This window comes from Streptomyces sp. NPDC052040, assembly GCF_044548405.1.
Taxonomy (GTDB): Bacteria; Actinomycetota; Actinomycetes; order Streptomycetales; family Streptomycetaceae; genus Streptomyces.
In genome coordinates, this window is the sequence record NZ_JBIUBV010000017.1 from 41729 (window position 1) to 63133 (window position 21405).

Annotated in this window: 17 protein-coding genes; 2 read left to right on the forward strand and 15 right to left on the reverse strand. The window is 70.3% G+C overall.

Translation table 11 applies throughout. The features are described from left to right. Nucleotides 1–9: 9 nt before the first annotated feature. Entirely contained in the window at nt 10–1287 is a 1278-nt protein-coding gene (locus ACIHAA_RS26770) for an ATP-grasp domain-containing protein (RefSeq protein WP_399821650.1), read from the reverse strand. 241 nt (nt 1288–1528) lie between these two features. Between ACIHAA_RS26770 and fahA the strand changes: the two genes are divergently transcribed. After that, on the forward strand, nt 1529–2743 hold the full coding sequence (fahA, locus tag ACIHAA_RS26775; protein WP_399821441.1) for a fumarylacetoacetase: 1215 nt from the start codon (nt 1529–1531) through the stop codon (nt 2741–2743). Between the two features lie 38 nt (nt 2744–2781). On the opposite strand, the gene recQ is transcribed toward fahA, so the two are convergent. Next, entirely contained in the window at nt 2782–4863 is a 2082-nt protein-coding gene (recQ, locus tag ACIHAA_RS26780) for a DNA helicase RecQ (RefSeq protein WP_399821443.1), read from the reverse strand. A gap of 198 nt (nt 4864–5061) precedes the next feature. Here recQ and ACIHAA_RS26785 point away from each other — a divergent pair, with 198 nt between their 5' ends. Continuing rightward, nucleotides 5062–5664, forward strand: coding sequence for a Uma2 family endonuclease (locus tag ACIHAA_RS26785; RefSeq protein WP_399821445.1), 603 nt, complete (start codon nt 5062–5064; stop codon nt 5662–5664). 65 nt (nt 5665–5729) lie between these two features. Here ACIHAA_RS26785 and nuoN read toward each other — a convergent pair whose 3' ends face one another. Genes nuoN through ACIHAA_RS26850 form a run of 13 tightly spaced genes read right to left on the reverse strand, consistent with a single transcriptional unit; the run spans nt 5730 to nt 21398 of the window. Continuing rightward, complete coding sequence (nuoN, locus tag ACIHAA_RS26790) at nt 5730–7379, reverse strand: NADH-quinone oxidoreductase subunit NuoN (protein ID WP_399821446.1); 1650 nt, start codon at nt 7377–7379, stop codon at nt 5730–5732. Next, complete coding sequence (locus tag ACIHAA_RS26795; RefSeq protein ID WP_399821448.1) at nt 7376–8947, reverse strand: NADH-quinone oxidoreductase subunit M; 1572 nt, start codon at nt 8945–8947, stop codon at nt 7376–7378. The genes nuoN and ACIHAA_RS26795 overlap by 4 nt, the downstream gene beginning before the upstream one ends. Nucleotides 8948–8952: 5 nt before the next feature. Then, nucleotides 8953–10848 carry an NADH-quinone oxidoreductase subunit L gene (gene nuoL, locus ACIHAA_RS26800; RefSeq protein ID WP_399821450.1) on the reverse strand — a complete coding sequence of 632 codons (1896 nt, stop codon included), beginning with the start codon at nt 10846–10848 and terminating at the stop codon, nt 8953–8955. A gap of 15 nt (nt 10849–10863) precedes the next feature. Next, nucleotides 10864–11163, reverse strand: coding sequence for an NADH-quinone oxidoreductase subunit NuoK (gene nuoK / locus ACIHAA_RS26805; RefSeq protein ID WP_399821452.1), 300 nt, complete (start codon nt 11161–11163; stop codon nt 10864–10866). Then, the gene (locus ACIHAA_RS26810) at nt 11160–12002 is read right to left on the reverse strand and encodes an NADH-quinone oxidoreductase subunit J (protein WP_399821454.1); all 843 of its coding nucleotides are present in this window, start codon (nt 12000–12002) and stop codon (nt 11160–11162) included. Before ACIHAA_RS26810 ends, nuoK begins: the two co-directional genes overlap by 4 nt. After that, nucleotides 11999–12637 (reverse strand): NADH-quinone oxidoreductase subunit NuoI, encoded by a 639-nt coding sequence (gene nuoI / locus ACIHAA_RS26815; protein ID WP_399821455.1) that lies wholly within the window; start codon nt 12635–12637, stop codon nt 11999–12001. The genes ACIHAA_RS26810 and nuoI overlap by 4 nt, the downstream gene beginning before the upstream one ends. Further along, nucleotides 12630–13994 (reverse strand): NADH-quinone oxidoreductase subunit NuoH, encoded by a 1365-nt coding sequence (gene nuoH, locus ACIHAA_RS26820; RefSeq protein WP_399821457.1) that lies wholly within the window; start codon nt 13992–13994, stop codon nt 12630–12632. The genes nuoI and nuoH overlap by 8 nt, the downstream gene beginning before the upstream one ends. Beyond that, nucleotides 13991–16495, reverse strand: coding sequence for an NADH-quinone oxidoreductase subunit G (locus ACIHAA_RS26825; protein WP_399821459.1), 2505 nt, complete (start codon nt 16493–16495; stop codon nt 13991–13993). Before ACIHAA_RS26825 ends, nuoH begins: the two co-directional genes overlap by 4 nt. Beyond that, on the reverse strand, nt 16492–17859 hold the full coding sequence (gene nuoF / locus ACIHAA_RS26830) for an NADH-quinone oxidoreductase subunit NuoF (RefSeq protein ID WP_399821462.1): 1368 nt from the start codon (nt 17857–17859) through the stop codon (nt 16492–16494). Before nuoF ends, ACIHAA_RS26825 begins: the two co-directional genes overlap by 4 nt. Further along, a complete protein-coding gene (gene nuoE / locus ACIHAA_RS26835) occupies nt 17859–18731 on the reverse strand; it encodes an NADH-quinone oxidoreductase subunit NuoE (protein ID WP_399821464.1) in 873 nt (290 codons plus the stop codon). Before nuoE ends, nuoF begins: the two co-directional genes overlap by 1 nt. Then, entirely contained in the window at nt 18728–20059 is a 1332-nt protein-coding gene (locus ACIHAA_RS26840) for an NADH-quinone oxidoreductase subunit D (protein ID WP_399821466.1), read from the reverse strand. The genes nuoE and ACIHAA_RS26840 overlap by 4 nt, the downstream gene beginning before the upstream one ends. Continuing rightward, entirely contained in the window at nt 20056–20847 is a 792-nt protein-coding gene (locus tag ACIHAA_RS26845) for an NADH-quinone oxidoreductase subunit C (protein ID WP_399821468.1), read from the reverse strand. Before ACIHAA_RS26845 ends, ACIHAA_RS26840 begins: the two co-directional genes overlap by 4 nt. After that, nucleotides 20844–21398: an NADH-quinone oxidoreductase subunit B family protein gene (locus ACIHAA_RS26850; protein WP_361285256.1), complete on the reverse strand. Its 555-nt coding sequence runs from the start codon at nt 21396–21398 to the stop codon at nt 20844–20846. The genes ACIHAA_RS26845 and ACIHAA_RS26850 overlap by 4 nt, the downstream gene beginning before the upstream one ends. Nucleotides 21399–21405: the final 7 nt, after the last annotated feature.

A 21405-nucleotide genomic window follows, 5' to 3' on the forward strand; every position in this document is an offset into this window, starting at 1 on the left:
CCGTACGCGCTAGGGCGTATCCGGCGGCTGCGGCCGTACGCGCGGGGGCGTACGGGTGGTCGAGCCGCGGCGGTTGGTCCGCCACAGCTGATAGAGGTGCTTCGCGCCCGGCCGCACGAAGCGTGCGAGCATCGTGAAGAAGGGCCGCGGGTCGTCGCCCGCGAACCAGGCCAGTTCCGTACCGCTCGCGCGGGCCGGTGCGTGCGGCGTCGTATAGCCGCCGCGCCGGTAGGCGAGCAGGGCCGGCAGGTCGATGTTCTCCACGATGTACCGGTGGCCGGCGCGCTGTTCCCCCTCCGGGACCGGGCGGCCGGTCAGGTCGAGATGCATGGCGCGGACGACGTCCACCCCCGCCTCGTTCTCGAAGAGGCGGAACTGGGCGCCCATCCGCGGGTTGAAGTCGAGCAGTTTGTAGCGTCCGTCGCGGCGGTCGAAGCGCAGATCCAGATCGACGATGCCGGTGAAGCCGATCTGCTTGACGAAACGCGCGGCGAGGTCCGCGAGTTCCGGGTTGTCGACCACATACGCGTTCGCCGTCATGCCTGCGTGCGGCGGCCAGGAGCGGACCTTGACGCCGGTGAACAGGGCGAGCGGGCTGGAGTCCTGGCCGAAGTAGGCGTGCACGATCCAGTCCTCGGCCTCCTCCCGCGGCAGATACTCCTGGAGGATCACTCCGGGGCGCTCGCCCCAGCCGCGGGCCAGCGCGAGCAGGCCCTCGCGGGTGGTGATCCTGGTGGTGCCGTTCACCGCGGGCCGTTCACGGCGTACGAACGCCTCGCGGTTCTTGGCCACCAGCGGGAAACGGGCCTTCTCGGCGAAGCGCACGATGTCCTCGTACGACTGCGGGAAGGCGGCCTGCGGGCTGGGGACTCCGTGTTCCACGCATAGTTCGTGCAGGCCCTGCTTGCTGGCGAGACGGCGCGGAAGCTTGGCGTCCACTTTCGGGAAGAGGAAGGCGCCGTCGAGCATGTCCTGATGCTCGGCGATCAGCACGGCGGCCTCCTCGTCGGTGGGAATGAGCACGGTCGGCCGGCCGATACGGCGCCCGATGCGCAGCAGTCCCTCCACCAGGCGTTCCGGTTCCTCCGTGCCCGTGGTCGGCCAGACGAAGGCCCGCCGCAGATAGCGGGAGAGCGCGGCCGGTGTGTACCGGTCCTCGGTGATCGCGTACATGGGTATGCCGAGCCGCCCCAGGCTCCGGATGGCCCCCACTCCGCCGTGATGCAGTGGATAGTCGCCGAACTTCACAATGAGCCCGGGCACCTCGCGCGCCGCGTCGAACGGCATGCCGGTGCTGCTGGCCACGGGTCCCCCCACGTGTCCCCCTCTACGGACCGGACCCACCCCGTCCGTGTCCCCAAAGGACGCTAAGCCGGAATTGCACGCTCCGACAAGGCCCTTTCGGACATTGCGAACTCTTTAGCCCCTGCCCAAGACCAGCGACTCACCCGTAACGTGTGCGGCGACCACATGGCACGCACCCCCCTGCACGGCACTTGCGACGTGCACGAAAGCGAGGCAGCAACCCATGCCCCCCTTCGACGTCCCCGAAGGCCACCCCTTCGGACCGCACAACCTTCCCTACGGCGTGTTCTCGCCCGTCGGCTCCGACGAGCGGAGGGTCGGCGTCCGGCTGGGCGACCAGGTGCTCGACGCGGGCGCGGCCGCACGGGCGCTCGGCTCCCCGCATGCCTCCCTGTTGGCGGCGCCCTCTCTGGGCCCCCTGCTGGCGGCGGGCCGCGCCGCCTGGTCTGAGGTGCGCCGGGCCCTGACGGCATGGCTGACCGAGCCCGCACACCGGGAAACCGTCGCGCCCCTGATGCACCCGCTCTCCGAGGTGGCCCTGCATCTGCCTTTCGAGGTCGCGGACTACGTCGACTTCTACGCCTCCGAGAACCACGCCCGCAATGTCGGCCGGATCTTCCGCCCGGACGCGGCCGACTCCCTGACCCCCAACTGGAAGCATCTGCCGATCGGTTACCACGGCCGGGCGGGCACGGTCGTGGTGTCCGGCACGGACGTCGTGCGGCCCCAAGGGCAGCGCAAGGCGCCCACGGACCCGTCCCCGGTCTTCGGACCCTCGATCCGCCTGGACATCGAGGCGGAGGTGGGCTTCGTGGTGGGCGTGCCCTCGCAACTGGGCCGCCCCGTACCGCTGTCGGCCTTCCGCGACCATGTCTTCGGGCTCTGCCTGCTCAACGACTGGTCGGCGCGGGACATCCAGGCCTGGGAGTACGTGCCGCTCGGCCCCTTCCTCGGCAAGTCCTTCGCCACCTCCGTCTCCGCGTGGATCACCCCGCTGGAGGCCCTGGAGGAGGCCCGGATCGCACCCCCCGGCCGCACCGAGCCGCTGCTGCCGTACCTGGACGACGCGCACGAGGAGCCCGCGGGCTACGACCTGCGCATCTCCGTCGCGATCAACGGCCATACGGTTTCCGAGCCGCCGTTCTCCACCATGTACTGGACGGCCGCCCAGCAGCTGGCCCAGATGACGGTGAACGGGGCCTCGCTGCGGACGGGCGACCTCTACGGCTCCGGCACCGTGAGCGGCCCGACGGAACAGGAGCGCGGCTCGCTCCTCGAACTGACCTGGAACGGCCGCGACCCGCTCGAACTCCCGGACGGCAAGCGGGCCTTCCTGGAGGACGGCGACACGGTGACCATGACCGCCTGGGCCCCCGGCCCGGACGGCAGCCGGGTGGGACTGGGAGAGGTCACGGGACGGGTGGTGTCGGGGGGCTGAGGGGTACGGGTTCCGGCGGCGCGGCCGGGCCCGGCGGCTCACATCCAGTCGTCGGGTTCCGGCTCCGGTTCCTCGTCGGGCTCCGTGTCCGGCCAGTCGTCGAACGGAGCCCGGTGACCGGCCGAAGCCCCGCCGCCCGCCCGCTCCCTGCTGCCCACCGGAGCCGCGCCGCCCACCGGGGCCGAGGCCGCGCCCGGAGTCGTGCTGCCCGTCGGGGCCGGGGCGTGTGCGGGGGCTTCGGTCAGTGATGCGAGGACTTCGAGTACTCCCTCGCCGTAGGTGGCGAGCTTCTTCTCGCCGACGCCGCCGATGCTGCCCAGCTCGGTGATCGTCGTGGGGCGGGCGGTGGCGATCTCCCGGAGGGTGGCGTCGTGGAAGATCACATAGGCCGGTACGCCCTGTTCCTTCGCCTGGGCCGCGCGCCAGGAGCGCAGCGCCTCGAAGACGGGCACCAGCTCCGGCGGCAGCTCGGCGGCGGCCTTCGGGCGCCGTTCGCCCTTGGGTGTCGCGGCGCGGGCGGTCGCGGGCCTGGCGGCCTCCTTGCGCAGCGGCACCGCGCGCTCCCGCCGCAGCACCGCCCCGCTCGGCTCGGTCAGGACCAGCGTCCCGTACTCACCCTCGACGGCCAGCAGGCCCTGGGCCAGCAGCTGCCGTACGACTCCGCGCCATTCGCCCTCGGTCAGCTCCTCGCCGATGCCGAAGACGGACAGCTGGTCGTGGTCGAACTGGATGACCTTGGCCGTGCGGCGCCCCAGCAGGATGTCCACGATCTGCACCGCGCCGAACTTCTGCCGCCGCTCCCGGTGCAGCCGCCACACCGTGGACAGCACCTTCTGCGCCGCGACGGTCCCGTCCCAGGTCTCCGGGGGGACCAGACAGGTGTCGCAGTTGCCGCAGCCACTCGGGGCGGGCTCCTGGCCGAAGTAGGCGAGGAGCTGGCCGCGGCGGCAGTGGGCGGTCTCACACAGGGCCAGCATCGCGTCCAGGTGGGACTGGGCCCGGCGGCGGAAGGCCTCGTCCCCCTCACCGGACTGGATGAGCTTGCGCTGCTGTATGACGTCGTTCAGCCCGTAGGCCATCCAGGCCGTGGACGGCAGGCCGTCGCGGCCCGCGCGGCCGGTCTCCTGGTAGTAGCCCTCGACCGACTTCGGCAGGTCCAGGTGGGCGACGAACCGCACGTCCGGCTTGTCGATGCCCATGCCGAACGCGATGGTCGCGACCACGACCAGGCCGTCCTCGCGCAGGAACCGGGACTGGTGCTCCGCCCGGGTGCCCGCGTCCAGGCCCGCGTGGTACGGCACCGCGTCGATGCCGCTGCGGGTCAGGAATTCCGCGGTCTTCTCGACCGAGTTGCGCGAGAGGCAGTAGACGATGCCCGCCTCGCCCGGGTGCTCCTCGCGCAGGAACGCCAGCAGCTGCTTCTTGGGGTCGGCCTTGGGGACGATCCGGTACTGGATGTTGGGCCGGTCGAAGCTCGCCACGAAGTGGCGGGCCTCCGGCATGTTCAGCCGCTGGGTGATCTCCTGGTGGGTGGCGTGGGTCGCGGTCGCCGTGAGCGCGATCCGGGGGACGTCCGGCCAGCGCTCGCCGAGCAGGGACAGGGACAGATAGTCCGGGCGGAAGTCGTGGCCCCACTGGGACACGCAGTGCGCCTCGTCGACGGCGAACACCGAGATCTTGCCGCGCGAGAGCAGGTCGAGGGTGGCCTCCAGGCGCAGCCGCTCGGGGGCCAGATAGAGCAGGTCCAGCTCACCGGCCAGGAACTGCGCCTCCATCACGCGCCGCACGTCGAAGTCCTGGGTGGAGTTGACGAATCCGGCGCGCACGCCGAGCGCCCGCAGGGCGTCCACCTGGTCCTGCATCAGCGCGATCAGCGGTGAGACCACCACGCCGGTGCCGGGCCTGACCAGGGCCGGGATCTGGTAGCACAGCGACTTGCCGCCGCCGGTCGGCATGAGGACCACGGCGTCGCCGCCGGCCACCACATGCTCGATGACCGCCTGCTGCTCACCGCGGAATGCCTCGTATCCGAAGACCCGGTGCAGGACGCCGAGCGCCTCGCTCTCCTCGTCCGGCGCCGGACTCACGCCCGCCTCGGCCATCACTACCGTCCCGTCCATCGCCCGTCCCCCGTGTGCCGTCCCTCGACCACTCCTCCACCATAGGGGGCCGCGCCGACAGCCCCGGAGTTATCCACAGACCGCTCCCTTTTCCCCGGTTCAAGGACACGAGAGTCGTTCACACGTTTGCGGGAGACCTGCCCGTTTCCGGCCGATAGTCTGAATGGACCGACGAGACTCCGCCCCCTGGGAGCACTGATGAGCGTCGCACCGAAGGCGTCCGGATCCACATGGCCGATTCCGCCCGAGGGCGGCTGGACCGCCGACGACCTGGACCGGCTTCCGAATCTTCCGCCGCACACGGAATTGATCGACGGGAGCCTGGTCTTCGTGAGTCCGCAGACCCTCTTTCACGCGCGCGCTGTCGACTTCTTCAACTGGCAGCTCCAGTCCCTCGCTCCTGCGGATCTTGAGGTGGTCCGCGAGTTCACCATCGACATCGACCGCCAGAACAGGCCCGAGCCTGACGTGGTGGTCGTGCGCGGCGATGTGGTGGAGGATCCGGAGCAGACGCGGTTTCCCGCGGACGCCGTTGTGCTGGCCATCGAGGTCGTTTCGGAGGACTCCGTGTCACGGGACCGTGAGACCAAGCCCGTGAAGTACGCCCGGGCCGGGATCCCCCACTACTGGCGGGTCGAGAACGAGCAGGGTCGGGCCGCGGTGCATATCTTCGAGCTGGAGCCCGCGACCGGTGCGTACACCGGCACGGGCATTTTCCGGGAGCGGATGAAGGTGGCCGTCCCCTTCACCATGGACCTGGACCTGACCGCGATCAGGGCGCGCCGCGCGGCGGACCGGTAGGGCGCGTGGAACGGCCCGGCACCCCCCGAGCGGGCACCGGGCCGTGGTCTGTGGCGGTATGGGTGTCAGCGTACGAAGACGCTCGCCTGGCTCGCCAGGTTCAGGAAGTACTGGGGTGCCACGCCCAGGACCAGGGTGACCGCGACTCCCGTCCCGATCGCCGTCATCGTCAGCGGTGAGGGCACGGCCACGGTGGGTCCCTCGGGCCGCGGTTCGCTGAAGAACATCAGGACGATCACGCGGATGTAGAAGAAGGCCGCGACCGCCGACGAGATCACACCGATCACGACCAGCGGGACCGCGCCGCCCTCGGCGGCCGCCTTGAAGACGGCGAACTTTCCGGCGAAGCCCGAGGTCAGCGGGATGCCCGCGAAGGCGAGCAGGAACACCGCGAACACGGCCGCCACCAGTGGTGACCTGCGTCCCAGTCCGGCCCACTTGGACAGGTGGGTGGCTTCTCCGCCCGCGTCGCGGACCAGGGTCACGACGGCGAAGGCGCCGATCGTCACAAAGGAGTACGCGGCCAGGTAGAAGAGGACGGCGGAGATGCCGTCGGGGCGGGTGGCGATGACACCCGCGAGGATGAATCCCGCGTGGGCGATCGACGAGTACGCGAGGAGCCGCTTGATGTCGGTCTGGGTGATCGCGACGATCGCGCCGCCCAGCATGGTGACGATGGCGACGGCCCACATCACCGGCCGCCAGTCCCAGCGCAGCCCCGGCAGGACCACGTAGAGCAGGCGCAGCAGGGCGCCGAAGGCCGCCACCTTGGTGGCTGCGGCCATGAAGCCGGTCACCGGGGTCGGTGCGCCCTGGTAGACGTCGGGTGTCCACATGTGGAAGGGCACGGCGGCGACCTTGAAGAGCAGGCCCATCGTGATCAGTGCGGCGCCGATGAGCAGGAGGGCGTCGTTGCCCATGGTGTTGGCGAGGGCGGGGTCGGTGGTGGTGACCGTGCCGTCGACGACGTGGGCGATCGACGCGTAGGACACCGAGCCCGCGTAGCCGTACAGCAGGGCGATGCCGAACAGGGTGAAGGCGGAGGCGAAGGCGCCGAGCAGGAAGTACTTGACCGCGGCTTCCTGTGACATGAGCCGCTTGCGGCGGGCCAGGGCGCACAGCAGGTACAGCGGCAGGGAGAAGACTTCCAGGGCCACGAAGAGGGTCAGCAGGTCGTTGGCGGAGGGGAAGACGAGCATGCCGCCGACCGCGAAGAGCAGCAGCGGGAAGGCCTCGGTGGTGGTGAAACCGGCCTTGACGGCGGCCTGCTCGCTCTCGCTTCCGGGTACGGAGGCGGCCTGGGCGGCGAAGGAGTCGACGCGGTTGCCGTGGGCGGCGGGGTCGAGGCGCCGTTCGGCGAAGGTGAACACGCCGAGGAGCCCGGCCAGCAGGATCGTGCCCTGGAGGAACAGGGAGGGTCCGTCGACGGCGATGGCGCCCATGGCGGCGATGTGGGCCCTGGTGGTGCCGTAGCCGTCGGCGGCGAGCGCCACGACGGCGGCGAAGGCGGCGGCGAGCGCGACGACGGAGACGAAGACCTGCGCGTAGTAGCGGGACCTGCGCGGGACGAACGCCTCGATCAGCACGCCGACGAGCGCCGCACCGATGACGATCAGGGTCGGTGACAGTTGGCCGTACTCGATCTTCGGTGCCTGGATCTTGGAGATCGGGTCGGCCGCGGTTGTCCACAGGCTGTGGACGGCTGCTGTGCTCACTTGGCCGCCTCCACCGCGGGCTTGGGATCGGTCTTGTGTACGTCGGACATGGTCTGCTTGACCGCCGGGTTCACGATGTCGGCGAGGGGCTTGGGATAGACGCCCAGGAAGATCAGCAGAACGATCAGCGGGGCGACCACCAGCAGTTCCCGCACCCGCAGGTCGGGCATCCTGGCGACCTCCGGCTTGACCGGGCCCGTCATGGTCCGCTGGTAGAGGACGAGGGTGTAGAGCGCGGCCAGGACGATGCCGAGGGTGGCGATGATGCCGATCGCCGGATGGCGGGCGAAGGTGCCGACCAGGACCAGGAACTCGCTGACGAAGGGTGCGAGTCCGGGCAGGGACAGGGTGGCCAGGCCGCCGATCAGGAAGGTGCCGGCGAGGACCGGGGCGACCTTCTGCACGCCCCCGTAGTCCGCGATCAGACGGGAGCCGCGGCGGGTGATCAGGAACCCGGCGACCAGCATCAGGGCGGCGGTGGAGATGCCGTGGTTCACCATGTAGAGCGTGGCCCCGGACTGGCCCTGGCTGGTCATCGCGAAGATGCCGAGGACGATGAAGCCGAAGTGGGAGATCGAGGCGTAGGCCACCAGCCGTTTGATGTCCCGCTGGCCGACCGCGAGCAGGGCCCCGTAGATGATGCTGATGAGGGCCAGGACCAGGATGACGGGGGTGGCCCACTTGCTGGCCTCCGGGAACAGCTGGAGGCAGAAGCGGAGCATCGCGAAGGTGCCGACCTTGTCGACGACCGCCGTGATCAGGACGGCGACCGGGGCGGTGGCCTCCCCCATGGCGTTGGGCAGCCAGGTGTGCAGCGGCCACAGCGGCGCCTTCACCGCGAAGGCGAAGAAGAAGCCGAGGAACAGCCAGCGCTCGGTGCCGGTCGCCAAGTGCAGTGAGCCGTTCGCCCGGGCCGCCGCGATCTCCGGCAGGGAGAAGTTGCCCGCCTGCACGTAGAGGCCGATCACCGCGGCCAGCATGATCAGGCCGCCGACCAGGTTGTAGAGGAGGAACTTCACGGCGGCGTAGGAGCGCTGGGTGGCCGCGGCCTGCTCGCCGTGCTCGTGGGCGTGGTCCCCGAAGCCGCCGATGAGGAAGTACATCGGGATGAGCATGGCTTCGAAGAAGATGTAGAAGAGGAAGACGTCGGTGGCCTCGAAGGAGATGATCACCATCGCCTCGACGGCCAGGATCAGGGCGAAGAAGCCCTGGGTGGGCCGCCAGCGGCGGCTTCCGGTCTCCATCGGGTCGGCGTCGTGCCAGCCCGCCAGGATCACGAACGGGATGAGCAGCGCGGTCAGCGCGATGAGTGCCACCGCGATGCCGTCCACGCCCAGTTCGTAGCGCACCCCGAAGTCCCTGATCCAGGAGTGCGATTCGGTGAACTGGTAGCGGGCGCCGCCGGGTTCGAAGCGGAACCCGGTCACCGCGGCGAGCGCGAGTGTGGCGAGGGAGACCACCAGGGCCAGCCACTTGGCGGTGGTGCGCCGGGCGGCGGGGACCGCGGCCGTGGCGATCGCCCCCACGGCCGGGAGCACCGCCGTCGCTGTCAGCAGGGGAAAGGACATCGCTATCAGACCGCCCTCATCAGCAGGGTCAGGGCGACGAGCACCGCCGCACCGCCGAACATCGAGACCGCGTACGAGCGTGCGTAGCCGTTCTGGAGGCGGCGGAGCCGTCCGGACAGGCCGCCGACCGTGGCGGCCGTGCCGTTGACGACACCGTCGACCAGGGTGTGGTCCACGTACACCAGGGAGCGGGTGAGATGGGCTCCGCCGCGTACGAGGACCACATGGTTGAAGTCGTCCTGGAGGAGATCGCGCCGGGCGGCCCGGGTGAGCAGGGAGCCGCGCGGGGCGACGGCCGGGACCGGGCGGCGGCCGTACTGGGCCCAGGCGATTCCGGCGCCCACCAGCAGCAGGACCAGGGTCGCGGCCGTGACCGTCCCGGCGCTGACCGGGGAGTGGCCCTCCGCGTGCCCGGTGACGGGCTCCAGCCAGTGCAGGAAGCGGTCGCCGACGGAGAAGAGGCCGCCCGCGAACACCGACCCGAAGGCCAGCACGATCATGGGGATCGTCATCACCTTGGGCGACTCGTGCGGGTGCGGCTCATGGCCGTGCTCGTCCGGCTGCCAGCGCTTCTCGCCGAAGAAGGTCATGAGCATCACACGGGTCATGTAGTACGCGGTGATGGCCGCGCCGAGCAGGGCCGCGCCGCCGAGGATCCAGCCCTCGGTGCCGCCCTTGGCGAACGCCGCCTCGATGATCTTGTCCTTGGAGAAGAAGCCGGACAGGCCGGGGAAGCCGATGATCGCGAGGTAGCCGAGGCCGAAGGTGACGAAGGTGACCGGCATGTACGTGCGGAGGCCGCCGTATTTCCGCATGTCGACCTCGTCGTTCATGCCGTGCATCACCGAGCCCGCGCCGAGGAACAGCCCGGCCTTGAAGAAGCCGTGGGTCACCAGGTGCATGATCGCGAAGACATAGCCGATGGGGCCGAGGCCCGCGGCCAGCACCATGTAGCCGATCTGCGACATGGTCGACCCGGCGAGCGCCTTCTTGATGTCGTCCTTGGCGCAACCGACGATCGCACCGAAGAGCAGGGTGACCGCGCCGACCACGGTGACCGTCAGCTGGGCGTCGGGCGCGGAGTTGAAAACCGCGCCGGAGCGGACGATCAGATACACGCCCGCGGTCACCATGGTCGCCGCGTGGATGAGGGCGGAGACCGGGGTCGGGCCCTCCATGGCGTCCCCGAGCCAGGACTGGAGCGGCACCTGGGCTGACTTGCCGCAGGCGGCCAGCAGCAGCATCAGGGCGATCGCGGTGAGCTTGCCCTCACCGGCCTTGCCGACGGCGTCGAAGACCGGCCCGAAGGCGAAGGTCCCGAAGGTCGTGAACATCAGCATGATGGCGATGGACAGGCCCATGTCGCCGACCCGGTTGACGAGGAAGGCCTTCTTCGCCGCGGTCGCCGCGCTGGGCTTGTGCTGCCAGAAGCCGATCAGCAGGTAGGAGGCGAGACCGACGCCCTCCCAGCCGACGTACAGCAGCAGGTAGTTGTCGGCGAGGACGAGCAGCAGCATCGCCGCGAGGAACAGGTTGAGATAGCCGAAGAAGCGGCGCCGTCGCTCGTCGTGCTCCATGTACCCCACCGAGTACAGATGGATGAGCGAGCCGACGCCGGTGATCAGCAGGACGAAGGTCATCGACAGCTGGTCGAGCCGGAAGGTGACGTCGGCCTGGAAGCCGGCCACCGGGATCCAGCTGAACAGGTGCTGGGTCACGGTCCGGTGGTCGGCCGCCTTGCCCAGCAGGCCGGCGAAGAGGACGACGCCGAGGGCGAAGGAGGCGGCGGCGAGCGCCGTGCCGATCCAGTGGCCGACGGCGTCCAGCCTTCTGCCGCCGCACAGCAGGACGGCCGCTCCGAGCAGGGGCGCCGCGATCAGCAGCGCGATCAGGTTCTCCACGATTCTTCCGACCCCTTACAGCTTCATCAGGCTGGCGTCGTCGACCGAGGCCGAGTGGCGGGTGCGGAACAGCGACACGATGATCGCGAGCCCGACCACGACCTCCGCGGCGGCGACGACCATCGTGAAGAAGGCGATGATCTGGCCGTCGAGATTGCCGTGCATCCGGGAGAAGGTGACGAAGGCGAGGTTGCAGGCGTTGAGCATCAGCTCGATGCACATGAACACCACGATCGCGTTCCGCCGGATCAGTACGCCGGTGGCGCCGATGGTGAACAGCAGCGCGGCGAAATACAGGTAGTTGACCGGGTTCACTTCGACGCCTCCTCGGTCCTCTTCAGCGCCGGCCGCTCGTCCTCGTCCCGCTCCAGGCGTGCGGCGGCCCGCTCTTCCAGTGCCTTCAGGTCGGCGATGGCCTCGTCGGACACATCGCGGACCTGCCCGCGGTCCCGGAGCGTCTTGCTGACGGTCAGCTCGGACGGGGTGCCGTCCGGGAGCAGACCCGCGATGTCCACCGCGTTGTGCCGGGCGTAGACACCGGGGGCGGGCAGCGGCGGCAGGTGGGTGCCCTCGCGCACCCGCTGCTCGGACAGCTCGCGCTGGGTCCTGGCCCGTTCGGTGCGCTCGCGGTGGGTGAGCACCATGGCGCCGACCGCGGCCGTGATCAGCAGGGCACCGGTGATTTCGAAGGCGAACACGTATTTGGTGAAGATCAGGGCCGCGAGGCCCTCCACATTGCCGTTGGCGTTGGCCGCGCCCAGGCCGTCGAAGTCCTTCAGGGAGGCGTTGGCGATGCCCGCGAGCAGCAGGATCCCGAAACCCGCCCCGCACAGCAGGGCCAGCCAGCGCTGGCCCTTGATGGTCTCCTTGAGGGAGTCCGCCGCGGTGACACCGACCAGCATCACCACGAACAGGAACAGCATCATGATCGCGCCGGTGTAGACGACGATCTGCACGATGCCCAGGAAGTAGGCGCCGTTGGCGAGGTAGAAGACCGCCAGGACGATCATGGTGCCGGCCAGGGAGAGCGCGCTGTGCACGGCCTTCTTCATGAAGACGGTGCCGAGCGCGCCGAGCAGCGCGACCGCGCCGAGGACCCAGAACTGGAAGGCCTCTCCGGTGGAGGTGGTGTAGGCGGCGAGTTCGGGGTTCATGCGTCCGCCCCCCGTTCCCCGGCCGGGCCCGGGGTGCCGGCACACTCGGGCTGCTCGCCCTGGGAGACGGCGGCCTGGCGTTCGGTGCCGGGCGCGGCCTCGGTCACCAGGCCCCGGTAGTAGTCCTGTTCGTCCGTGCCCGGGTAGAGGGCGTGGGGGGTGTCGACCATGCCCTCGTCGAGCCCGGCGAGCAGCTGCTCCTTGGTGTAGATCAGGTTGGCGCGGCTGGAGTCCGCGAGTTCGAACTCGTTGGTCATGGTGAGGGCGCGGGTGGGGCAGGCCTCGATGCACAGTCCGCACAGGATGCAGCGGGCGTAGTTGATCTGGTAGACCCTGCCGTACCGCTCGCCCGGGGAGTAGCGCTCCTCGTCGGTGTTGTCCGCGCCTTCCACGTAGATCGCGTCGGCGGGGCAGGCCCAGGCGCACAGCTCGCAGCCGACGCACTTCTCCAGGCCGTCCGGATGGCGGTTGAGCTGGTGCCGTCCGTGGAACCGCGGGGCGGTGGTCTTCTTCTGCTCCGGGTACTGCTCCGTCAGCCGCTTCTTGAACATGGCCCTGAAGGTCACGCCGAAGCCGGCCACGGGGTTCTGGAAGCCGGGCTTGGTCCGCCCGGACTCCTGGGGTTCCTCAGCCATCGGACGCCTCCTTTCCCTCCGAAGTTCCGTCACTGACAGTGTCCGGTCCGCCACTGACAATCAGCTCCCGGTCCCGGTGCGAGCGGCGCCTGGGCACCGGGGGCAGCGTCTGTCCCGGCAGCGGCGGGACGGGGTAGCCGCCCGCCATCGGGTCGAAGGCGGCGGGGCCCGCCGCGGGCCGCTCGGGCTCCTTGGCCTTCTCGCGGAACATGTCGACGAGGAAGGACAGCAGCAGCAGCGCGAGCACCGCGCCCCCGATGGAGAGGGCGATGCCGGAGAAGCCGTAGTGCTCGTTGCGCAGTGCCCGCACGGTGGCGACCAGCATCAGCCAGACCACGGAGACCGGGATGAGGACCTTCCAGCCGAGTTTCATCAGCTGGTCGTAGCGGACGCGCGGGAGTGTGCCGCGCAGCCAGATGAAGAAGAACAGCAGCAGCTGGACCTTGATGACGAACCAGAGCAGCGGCCACCAGCCGTGGTTGGCGCCCGCCCAGAAGCCGCTGATGGGCCAGGGGGCGCGCCAGCCGCCGAGGAAGAGGGTGGTGGAGACGGCGGAGACGGTCACCATGTTGACGTACTCGGCGAGCATGAACATCGCGAACTTGATCGAGGAGTACTCGGTGTTGAAGCCGCCGACGAGGTCGCCCTCGGACTCCGGCATGTCGAAGGGGGCGCGGTTGGTCTCGCCGACCATGGTGATGATGTAGATGACGAAGGACACCGGCAGCAGGAGGATGTACCAGCGGTCGTGCTGCTGTTCGACGATCCGGGAGGTCGACATCGACCCCGAGTAGAGGAACACCGAGGCGAAGGCGGCGCCCATGGCGATCTCGTACGAGATCATCTGCGCGCAGGAGCGCAGGCCGCCGAGGAGCGGATAGGTGGATCCGGAGCTCCATCCGGCGAGCACGATGCCGTAGATGCCGACCGAGGCGATCGCGAGGATGTAGAGCATGGCGATCGGCAGGTCGGTGAGCTGCATCGCGGTGCGGTGGCCGAAGACCGAGATCTCGTTGCCCGCGGGTCCGAAGGGGATCACCGCGATCGCCATGAAGGCGGGGATGGCCGCGACGATCGGCGCCAGGATGTAGACCGCCTTGTCGGCGCGTTTGACGATGACGTCTTCCTTGAGCATCAGCTTCACGCCGTCGGCCAGCGACTGGAGCATGCCCCAGGGGCCGTGCCGGTTGGGGCCGATGCGCAGCTGCATCCAGGCGACGACCTTGCGCTCCCAGACGATGGAGAACAGCACGGTCACCATCAGGAAGGCGAAGCAGAAGACCGCCTTGACGACGACCAGCCACCAGGGGTCGCGGCCGAACATGGAGAGGTCTTCGACGGCGAGGTACGGGCTCATGCCTCCACCTCCTCGGGGGCCGCGGCGGCGGGTGCCGCCCGGCTGATGCGGACGAGGTCACCGGGGAGCGCACCGGTGTCCGAGGCGACGCCCCCGCCGGTGGAGTTCAGCGGGAGCCAGACCACCCGGTCCGGCATCTCGGTGATCTGCACGGGAAGTTCCACGGTCCCTTCGGGGCCGGTCACGGAGAGCGGGTCGCCGTCCCTGATGCCCGCCTCCGCCGCGGTGGCGGGCGACACCCGGGCGCGGGCCGCGTGGCGGGTGCCGGCGAGTGCCTCGTCGCCGTCCTGGAGCCGCCCCCGGTCCAGCAGCAGCCGGTGACCGGCGAGCACCGCCTCCCCGGCGGCCGGGCGGGGCAGCTGGCCGCCGATCTCCAGGGGGTTGGCGGCGCGGGGTCCCTGCCAGGGGCCGAGCCGGTCCAGCTCGGTGCGGATGGTGCGCAGGTCGGGCAGTCCCAGATGGACGTCCATGGCGTCGGCGAGCATATGGAGCACACGGGCGTCGGAGGGGGCCAGGGACCGGGTCATCTGGTCGGGCTTGAGCGCGGCCTCGAAGAAGCGGGCCCTGCCCTCCCAGTTGAGGAAGGTCCCGGCCTTCTCGGCGACGGCCGCGACCGGCAGCACCACATCGGCGTGTGCGGTGACCTCGCTCGGCCGCTGTTCCAGCGACACCAGGAAGCCCGCGGCGGCGAGCGCCTCGCGGGCGCGGGCCGGGTCGGGCAGGTCGGCGACCTCGACCCCGGCGACCACCAGGGCCCGCAGTTCGCCGGTGACTGCGGCGTCGACGATCTGGCCGGTGTCCCGGCCGAAGCGCTGCGGGAGTTCGGCGACACCCCAGGCGGCGGCGACCTCGTCCCGGGCGCGCGGGTCGGTGGCCGGGCGGCCGCCCGGCAGCAGCGTGGGCAGGGCGCCCACCTCGACGGCACCGCGCTCGCCCGCCCGCCGCGGGATCCACACCAGCTGCGCCCCGGTGGCGGCCGCGGTGCGGACGGCGGCGGTGAGGCCGCCCGCGGTGTCGGCGAGCCGCTCGCCGACGACGATTACCGCGCCCTCGGTGCGCAGGGCCTCGGCGGCGCGTACGCCGTCCTCCTCCAGGCCGACCCGCCCGGCCAGCGCGTCCAGCCACTCGGTCTCGGTGCCGGGCGCGGCGGGCAGCAGGGTGCCGGCCGCCTTCTCCAGGCCCCGGGTGGCGCAGGTGGCGAGGGCGAAGACCTGCTGGCCGTGGCCGCGCCAGGCCTTGCGCAGCCGCAGGAAGACGCCGGGCGCCTCCTCCTCGGCCTCGAACCCGACGAGCAGGACGGCGGGTGCCTTCTCCAGGGCGGTGTACGTGACTCCGGTGCCGTCGAGGTCGCGGCCGCGCCCGGCGACCCGGGCGGCCAGGAAGTCGGCCTCCTCACCGCTGTGCACCCGGGCCCGGAAGTCGATGTCGTTGGTGGTGAGGGCGACGCGCGCGAACTTGCTGTAGGCGTAGGCGTCCTCGACGGTGAGCCGTCCGCCGGTCAGTACGCCGGTGCGGCCGCGGGCGGCGAGCAGGCCCTCGGCCGCGGCCTGGAGCGCCTGGGGCCAGGAGGCCGGTTCCAGTTCGCCGGACCCGCCCCGCACCAGCGGGGTGTCCAGCCGGTCCGGGAGTTGGGCGTAGCGGAAGGCGAAGCGTCCCTTGTCGCAGATCCACTCCTCGTTGACCTCGGGGTCGTTGGCCGCGAGGCGGCGCATGACCTTGCCGCGCCGGTGGTCGGTGCGGGTCGCGCAGCCGCCGGAGCAGTGCTCGCACACGGACGGCGAGGAGACGAGGTCGAAGGGGCGGGAGCGGAAGCGGTACGCGGCCGAGGTGAGCGCGCCGACCGGGCAGATCTGGATGGTGTTCCCGGAGAAGTACGACTCGAAGGGGTCGCCCTCGCCGGTGCCGACCTGCTGGAGCGCGCCCCGCTCCAGCAGCTCGATCATGGGGTCGCCCGCGATCTGGTTCGAGAACCGGGTGCAGCGGGCGCACAGCACGCACCGCTCGCGGTCCAGCAGCACCTGGGTGGAGATCGGGACGGGCTTCTCGTAGGTGCGCTTGCGGCCCTCGAAGCGGGACTCGGCGCTGCCGTGCGACATGGCCTGGTTCTGGAGGGGGCACTCACCGCCCTTGTCGCAGACCGGGCAGTCCAGCGGGTGGTTGATGAGCAGCAGCTCCATCACACCCTTCTGGGCCTTCTCGGCGACGGGTGAGGTGAGCTGGGTCTTGACGACCATGCCGTCGGTGCAGGTGATGGTGCAGGACGCCATGGGCTTGCGCTGGCCCTCGACCTCGACGATGCACTGGCGGCAGGCACCGACCGGGTCCAGCAGGGGGTGGTCGCAGAACCGGGGGATCTCGATGCCGAGCTGTTCGGCGGCCCGGATGACGAGGGTGCCCTTGGGCACGCTGATCTCGATGCCGTCGATGGTCAGCGTGACGAGGTCCTCCGGCGGGAGGGCCGCCGCGCCCCCTCCCGTGGGGGCGCTGGTGGTCACAGTCATGCGGTCACCTCCGCGGGCCTGTCGGCCCAGGCCGTGGACTTCGCCGGGTCGAAGGGGCAGCCCCGGCCCGTGATGTGCTCCTCGTACTCCGCGCGGAAGTACTGGAGGGAGGAGAAGATCGGTGAGGCGGCGCCGTCACCGAGGGCGCAGAAGGACTTGCCGTTGATGTTGTCGGCGATGTCGGCGAGCTTGTCGAGGTCGGCCATGGTGCCCTTGCCCGCCTCGATGTCGTGCAGCAGCTGCACCAGCCAGTACGTGCCCTCGCGGCAGGGGGTGCACTTGCCGCAGGACTCATGGGCGTAGAACTCGGTCCAGCGGGTGACGGCGCGGACCACGCAGGTCGTCTCGTCGAAGCACTGGAGGGCCTTGGTGCCGAGCATGGATCCGGCGGCGCCCACGCCCTCGTAGTCGAGCGGGACGTCGAGGTGTTCGTCGGTGAACATCGGTGTGGAGGAGCCGCCGGGCGTCCAGAACTTGAGGCGGTGGCCGGGCCGCATGCCGCCGCTCAGGTCGAGGAGCTGGCGGAGCGTGATGCCGAGCGGGGCCTCGTACTGGCCGGGTCCTGCGACATGGCCGCTGAGCGAGTAGAGCGTGAAGCCGGGGGACTTCTCGCTGCCCATCGACCGGAACCACTCCTTGCCCCGGTGCAGGATCGCGGGAACCGACGCGATGGACTCGACGTTGTTCACCACGGTGGGGCAGGCGTACAGACCCGCGACCGCGGGGAAGGGGGGACGCAGCCGGGGCTGGCCGCGGCGGCCTTCGAGGGAGTCGAGCAGTGCGGTCTCCTCGCCGCAGATGTAGGCGCCCGCGCCCGCGTGCACGGTGAGTTCGAGGTCGAGTCCGCTGCCGAGGACGTTTTCGCCGAGGTAGCCCGCCTCGTACGCCTCGCGGACGGCGGAGTGCAGCCGCCGCAGTACGGGGACGACCTCACCGCGCAGGTAGATGAAGGCGTGCGAGGACCTGATGGCGTAGCAGGCGATGACGATGCCCTCGATCAGGCTGTGCGGGTTGGCGAAGAGGAGCGGGATGTCCTTGCAGGTGCCGGGCTCCGACTCGTCGGCGTTGACGACGAGGTAGTGCGGTTTGCCGTCGCCCTGGGGGATGAACTGCCATTTCATCCCGGTCGGGAAGCCCGCGCCGCCGCGGCCGCGCAGTCCGGAGTCCTTGACGTAGGCGATCACCTCGTCGGGGGTCATGGCGAGGGCCTTGCGGAGTCCCTCGTAGCCGTCGTGGCGCTTGTAGACGTCCAGCGTCCAGGACTTCTCCTCGTCCCAGAAGGCCGACAGCACGGGGGCGAGCAGCTTCTCGGGGCTGCCCTCTCCCCCGCCCTCGAACTTTCCGTCCTCGGTGGTCACGGTCATCACTCCCCCTCCTCCGCGACGGGACCCGACGGGTGGGCCGGGTCGGAGGCCGATGTGTCCTGCGGGGCGTCGTGCGAGCTGAGGTGTTCGGTCGGCGAGGGCCGGTGCCCGGTGGCGTCCGGTGCCTCGTCCTGCGGTCCGCCGTCCCGGGGGTGGACCACGCGCGCGGCGGTGCCCTCCCCCTTGGCCAGCCGCAGCCCGGCCAGCGAGGCGGGGCCCGCGCCGCCGGTGGCGTCGACGGCTCCGTCCCGTTCGTCGGGGAAGCCGGCCAGCATCCGGGCGGTCTCCCGGAAGGTGCACAGGGGGGCGCCGCGGGTGGGGTCGGCCCGCCGTCCCGCGCGCAGGTCGTCGACGAGGCGCTTGGCGCTGTCGGGGGTCTGGTTGTCGAAGAACTCCCAGTTGACCATCACGACCGGCGCGAAGTCGCAGGCCGCGTTGCACTCGATGTGCTCCAGGGTGACCTTGCCGTCGTCGGTGGTCTCGCCGTTGCCGACGCCGAGGTGCTCGCGGAGGGCGGAGAAGATGGCGTCGCCGCCCATCACCGCGCACAGGGTGTTGGTGCAGACGCCGACCTGGTAGTCGCCGGACGGGCGCCGCCGGTACATGGTGTAGAAGGTGGCTACGGCGGTGACCTCGGCGGTGGTCAGGCCGAGGACGTCGGCGCAGAAGCGCATCCCGGTGCGGGTGACGTGCCCCTCCTCCGACTGCACGAGGTGCAGCAGCGGCAGCAGGGCGGAGCGCGGGTCGGGGTAGCGTCCGACGATCTCGCGCGCGTCCTGCTCCAGGCGCGCCCGGACCTCGTCCGGGTAGGCGGGGGCGGGCGGCTCGGGCATGCCGAGGCTGACGCCCCGCTCCGAAGAACTGGTGGTCACCGGTCGACGCCTCCCATCACGGGGTCGATGGATGCGACGGCGACGATCACGTCGGCGACCTGGCCGCCCTCGCACATCGCTGCCATGGCCTGAAGGTTGGTGAAGGACGGGTCGCGGAAGTGGACCCGGTACGGGCGGGTGCCGCCGTCGGAGACCGCGTGCACGCCGAGTTCGCCCTTGGGCGACTCGACCGCCGCGTAGGTCTGTCCGGGCGGGACGCGGAAGCCCTCGGTCACCAGCTTGAAGTGGTGGATCAGGGCCTCCATGGAGGTGCCCATGATCTTCTTGATGTGGTCGAGGGAGTTGCCGAGGCCGTCCGGTCCCAGGGCGAGCTGGGCGGGCCAGGCGATCTTCTTGTCGGCGACCATGACCGGGCCGGGTGCCAGCCGGTCCAGGCACTGTTCGATGATCGCCAGCGACTGCCGCATCTCCTCCAGGCGGATGAGGAAGCGGCCGTAGGCGTCGCAGCTGTCGGCGGTCGGGACGTCGAAGTCGTAGGTCTCGTAGCCGCAGTAGGGCTGTGCCTTGCGCAGGTCGTGCGGGAGTCCGGCGGAGCGCAGGATCGGGCCGGTGACGCCGAGGGCCATGCAGCCCGCCAGGTCGAGGTAGCCGATGTCCTGCATACGGGCCTTGAAGATGGGGTTCCCGGTGGCGAGCTTGTCGTACTCCGGGAGGTTCTTCTTCATCTTCTTGACGAACTCGCGGATCTGGTCGACCGCGCCGGCCGGGAGGTCCTGGGCGAGTCCGCCGGGGCGGACATAGGCGTGGTTCATCCGCAGGCCGGTGATCAGCTCGTAGATGTCGAGGATCAGTTCCCGGTCGCGGAAGCCGTAGATCATGATGGTGGTCGCGCCGAGTTCCATGCCGCCGGTGGCGATGCACACCAGGTGGGAGGACATCCGGTTCAGCTCCATCAGGAGCACCCGGAGGACCGTGGCGCGGTCGGGGACCTGGTCCTCGATGCCGAGGAGCTTCTCGACCGCGAGGCAGTACGCCGTCTCGTTGAAGAACGGCGTCAGATAGTCCATGCGCGTCACGAACGTGGTGCCCTGGGTCCAGGTCCGGTATTCGAGGTTCTTCTCGATACCGGTGTGGAGGTAGCCGATGCCGCAGCGGGCCTCGGTGACGGTCTCGCCGTCGATCTCCAGGATCAGCCGCAGCACCCCGTGCGTGGACGGGTGCTGGGGGCCCATGTTGACGACGATGCGCTCGTCGTCGGCGCGGGCCGCGGACTGGACGACCTCGTCCCAGTCGCCGCCGGTGACCGTGTGGACGATGCCCTCGGTGGTCTCGCGGGAGGCCGCGGAGGAGGGGGACTGTGTGCTCATGAGTACGACCTCCGCTGGTCCGGAGCCGGGATCTGGGCGCCCTTGTACTCGACGGGGATGCCGCCGAGGGGATAGTCCTTGCGCTGCGGGAAGCCCTGCCAGTCGTCGGGCATCATGATCCGCGTCAGTGCGGGGTGGCCGTCGAAGACCAGGCCGAAGAAGTCGTACGTCTCCCGCTCGTGCCAGTCGTTCGTCGGATAGACGGGGACCAGCGAGGGGATGTGCGGGTCGGCGTCGGGGGCGCTCACCTCAAGCCGGATCAGCCGGTTGTGGGTGATCGACCGCAGATGGTAGACGGCGTGCAGCTCGCGGCCCTTGTCGCCGGGGTAGTGCACTCCGCTGACGCCCGTGCACAGTTCGAAGCGGAGCGCCGGGTCGTCGCGGAGGGTGCGGGCGACGGTGACCAGGTACTCGCGTTCGACGTGGAAGGTCAGCTCGTCGCGGTCGACGACGGTCTTCCCGATCGCGCTGCCGGGGGCGAGCCCCTGTTCCTCCAGGGCGCCTTCGAGTTCGTCGGCGACCTCGTCGAACCAGCCGCCGTAGGGCCGGGCGGCGGGGCCGGGGAGCCGGACGGAACGGACCAGTCCGCCGTAGCCGGAGGTGTCGCCGCCGTTGCGGGCGCCGAACATGCCGCGCTGGACGCGGATCTCCTCCCCGCCCTCGCCCCGCATGCCCGGGAGGTTGGCCGCGCCGAGGTCCTTCTCGGGGTTGACGCCGTTGCCGTTCGCCGCGGCACCCTTCGCGTCGTCGCCCGGCGTGCCCGCGCCGTTGCTCTTCGCGCCGCTCATCGCAGCAGCCCCTTCATCTCGATCGTGGGGAGTGCCTTGAGCGCCGCTTCCTCCGCCTCACGGGCCGCCTCCTCGGCGTTGACGCCGAGCTTGGCGGTCTGGATCTTGTGGTGGAGCTTGAGAATCGCGTCCATCAGCATCTCCGGCCGCGGCGGGCAGCCGGGCAGATAGATGTCGACGGGGACGATGTGGTCGACGCCCTGCACGATCGCGTAGTTGTTGAACATGCCGCCCGAGGAGGCGCAGACCCCCATGGAGATCACCCACTTGGGGTTCGGCATCTGGTCGTAGACCTGCCGCAGGACCGGCGCCATCTTCTGGCTGACCCGTCCGGCGACGATCATCAGGTCCGCCTGCCGGGGCGAGCCGCGGAACACCTCCATGCCGAAGCGCGCCAGGTCGTAGCGGCCGGCTCCGGTGGTCATCATCTCGATGGCGCAGCAGGCGAGGCCGAAGGTGGCGGGGAAGACCGAGGCCTTGCGCACCCAGCCCGCGGCCTGCTCCACGGTGGTCAGCAGGAAACCGCTCGGCAGCTTTTCTTCGAGTCCCATGACTAAA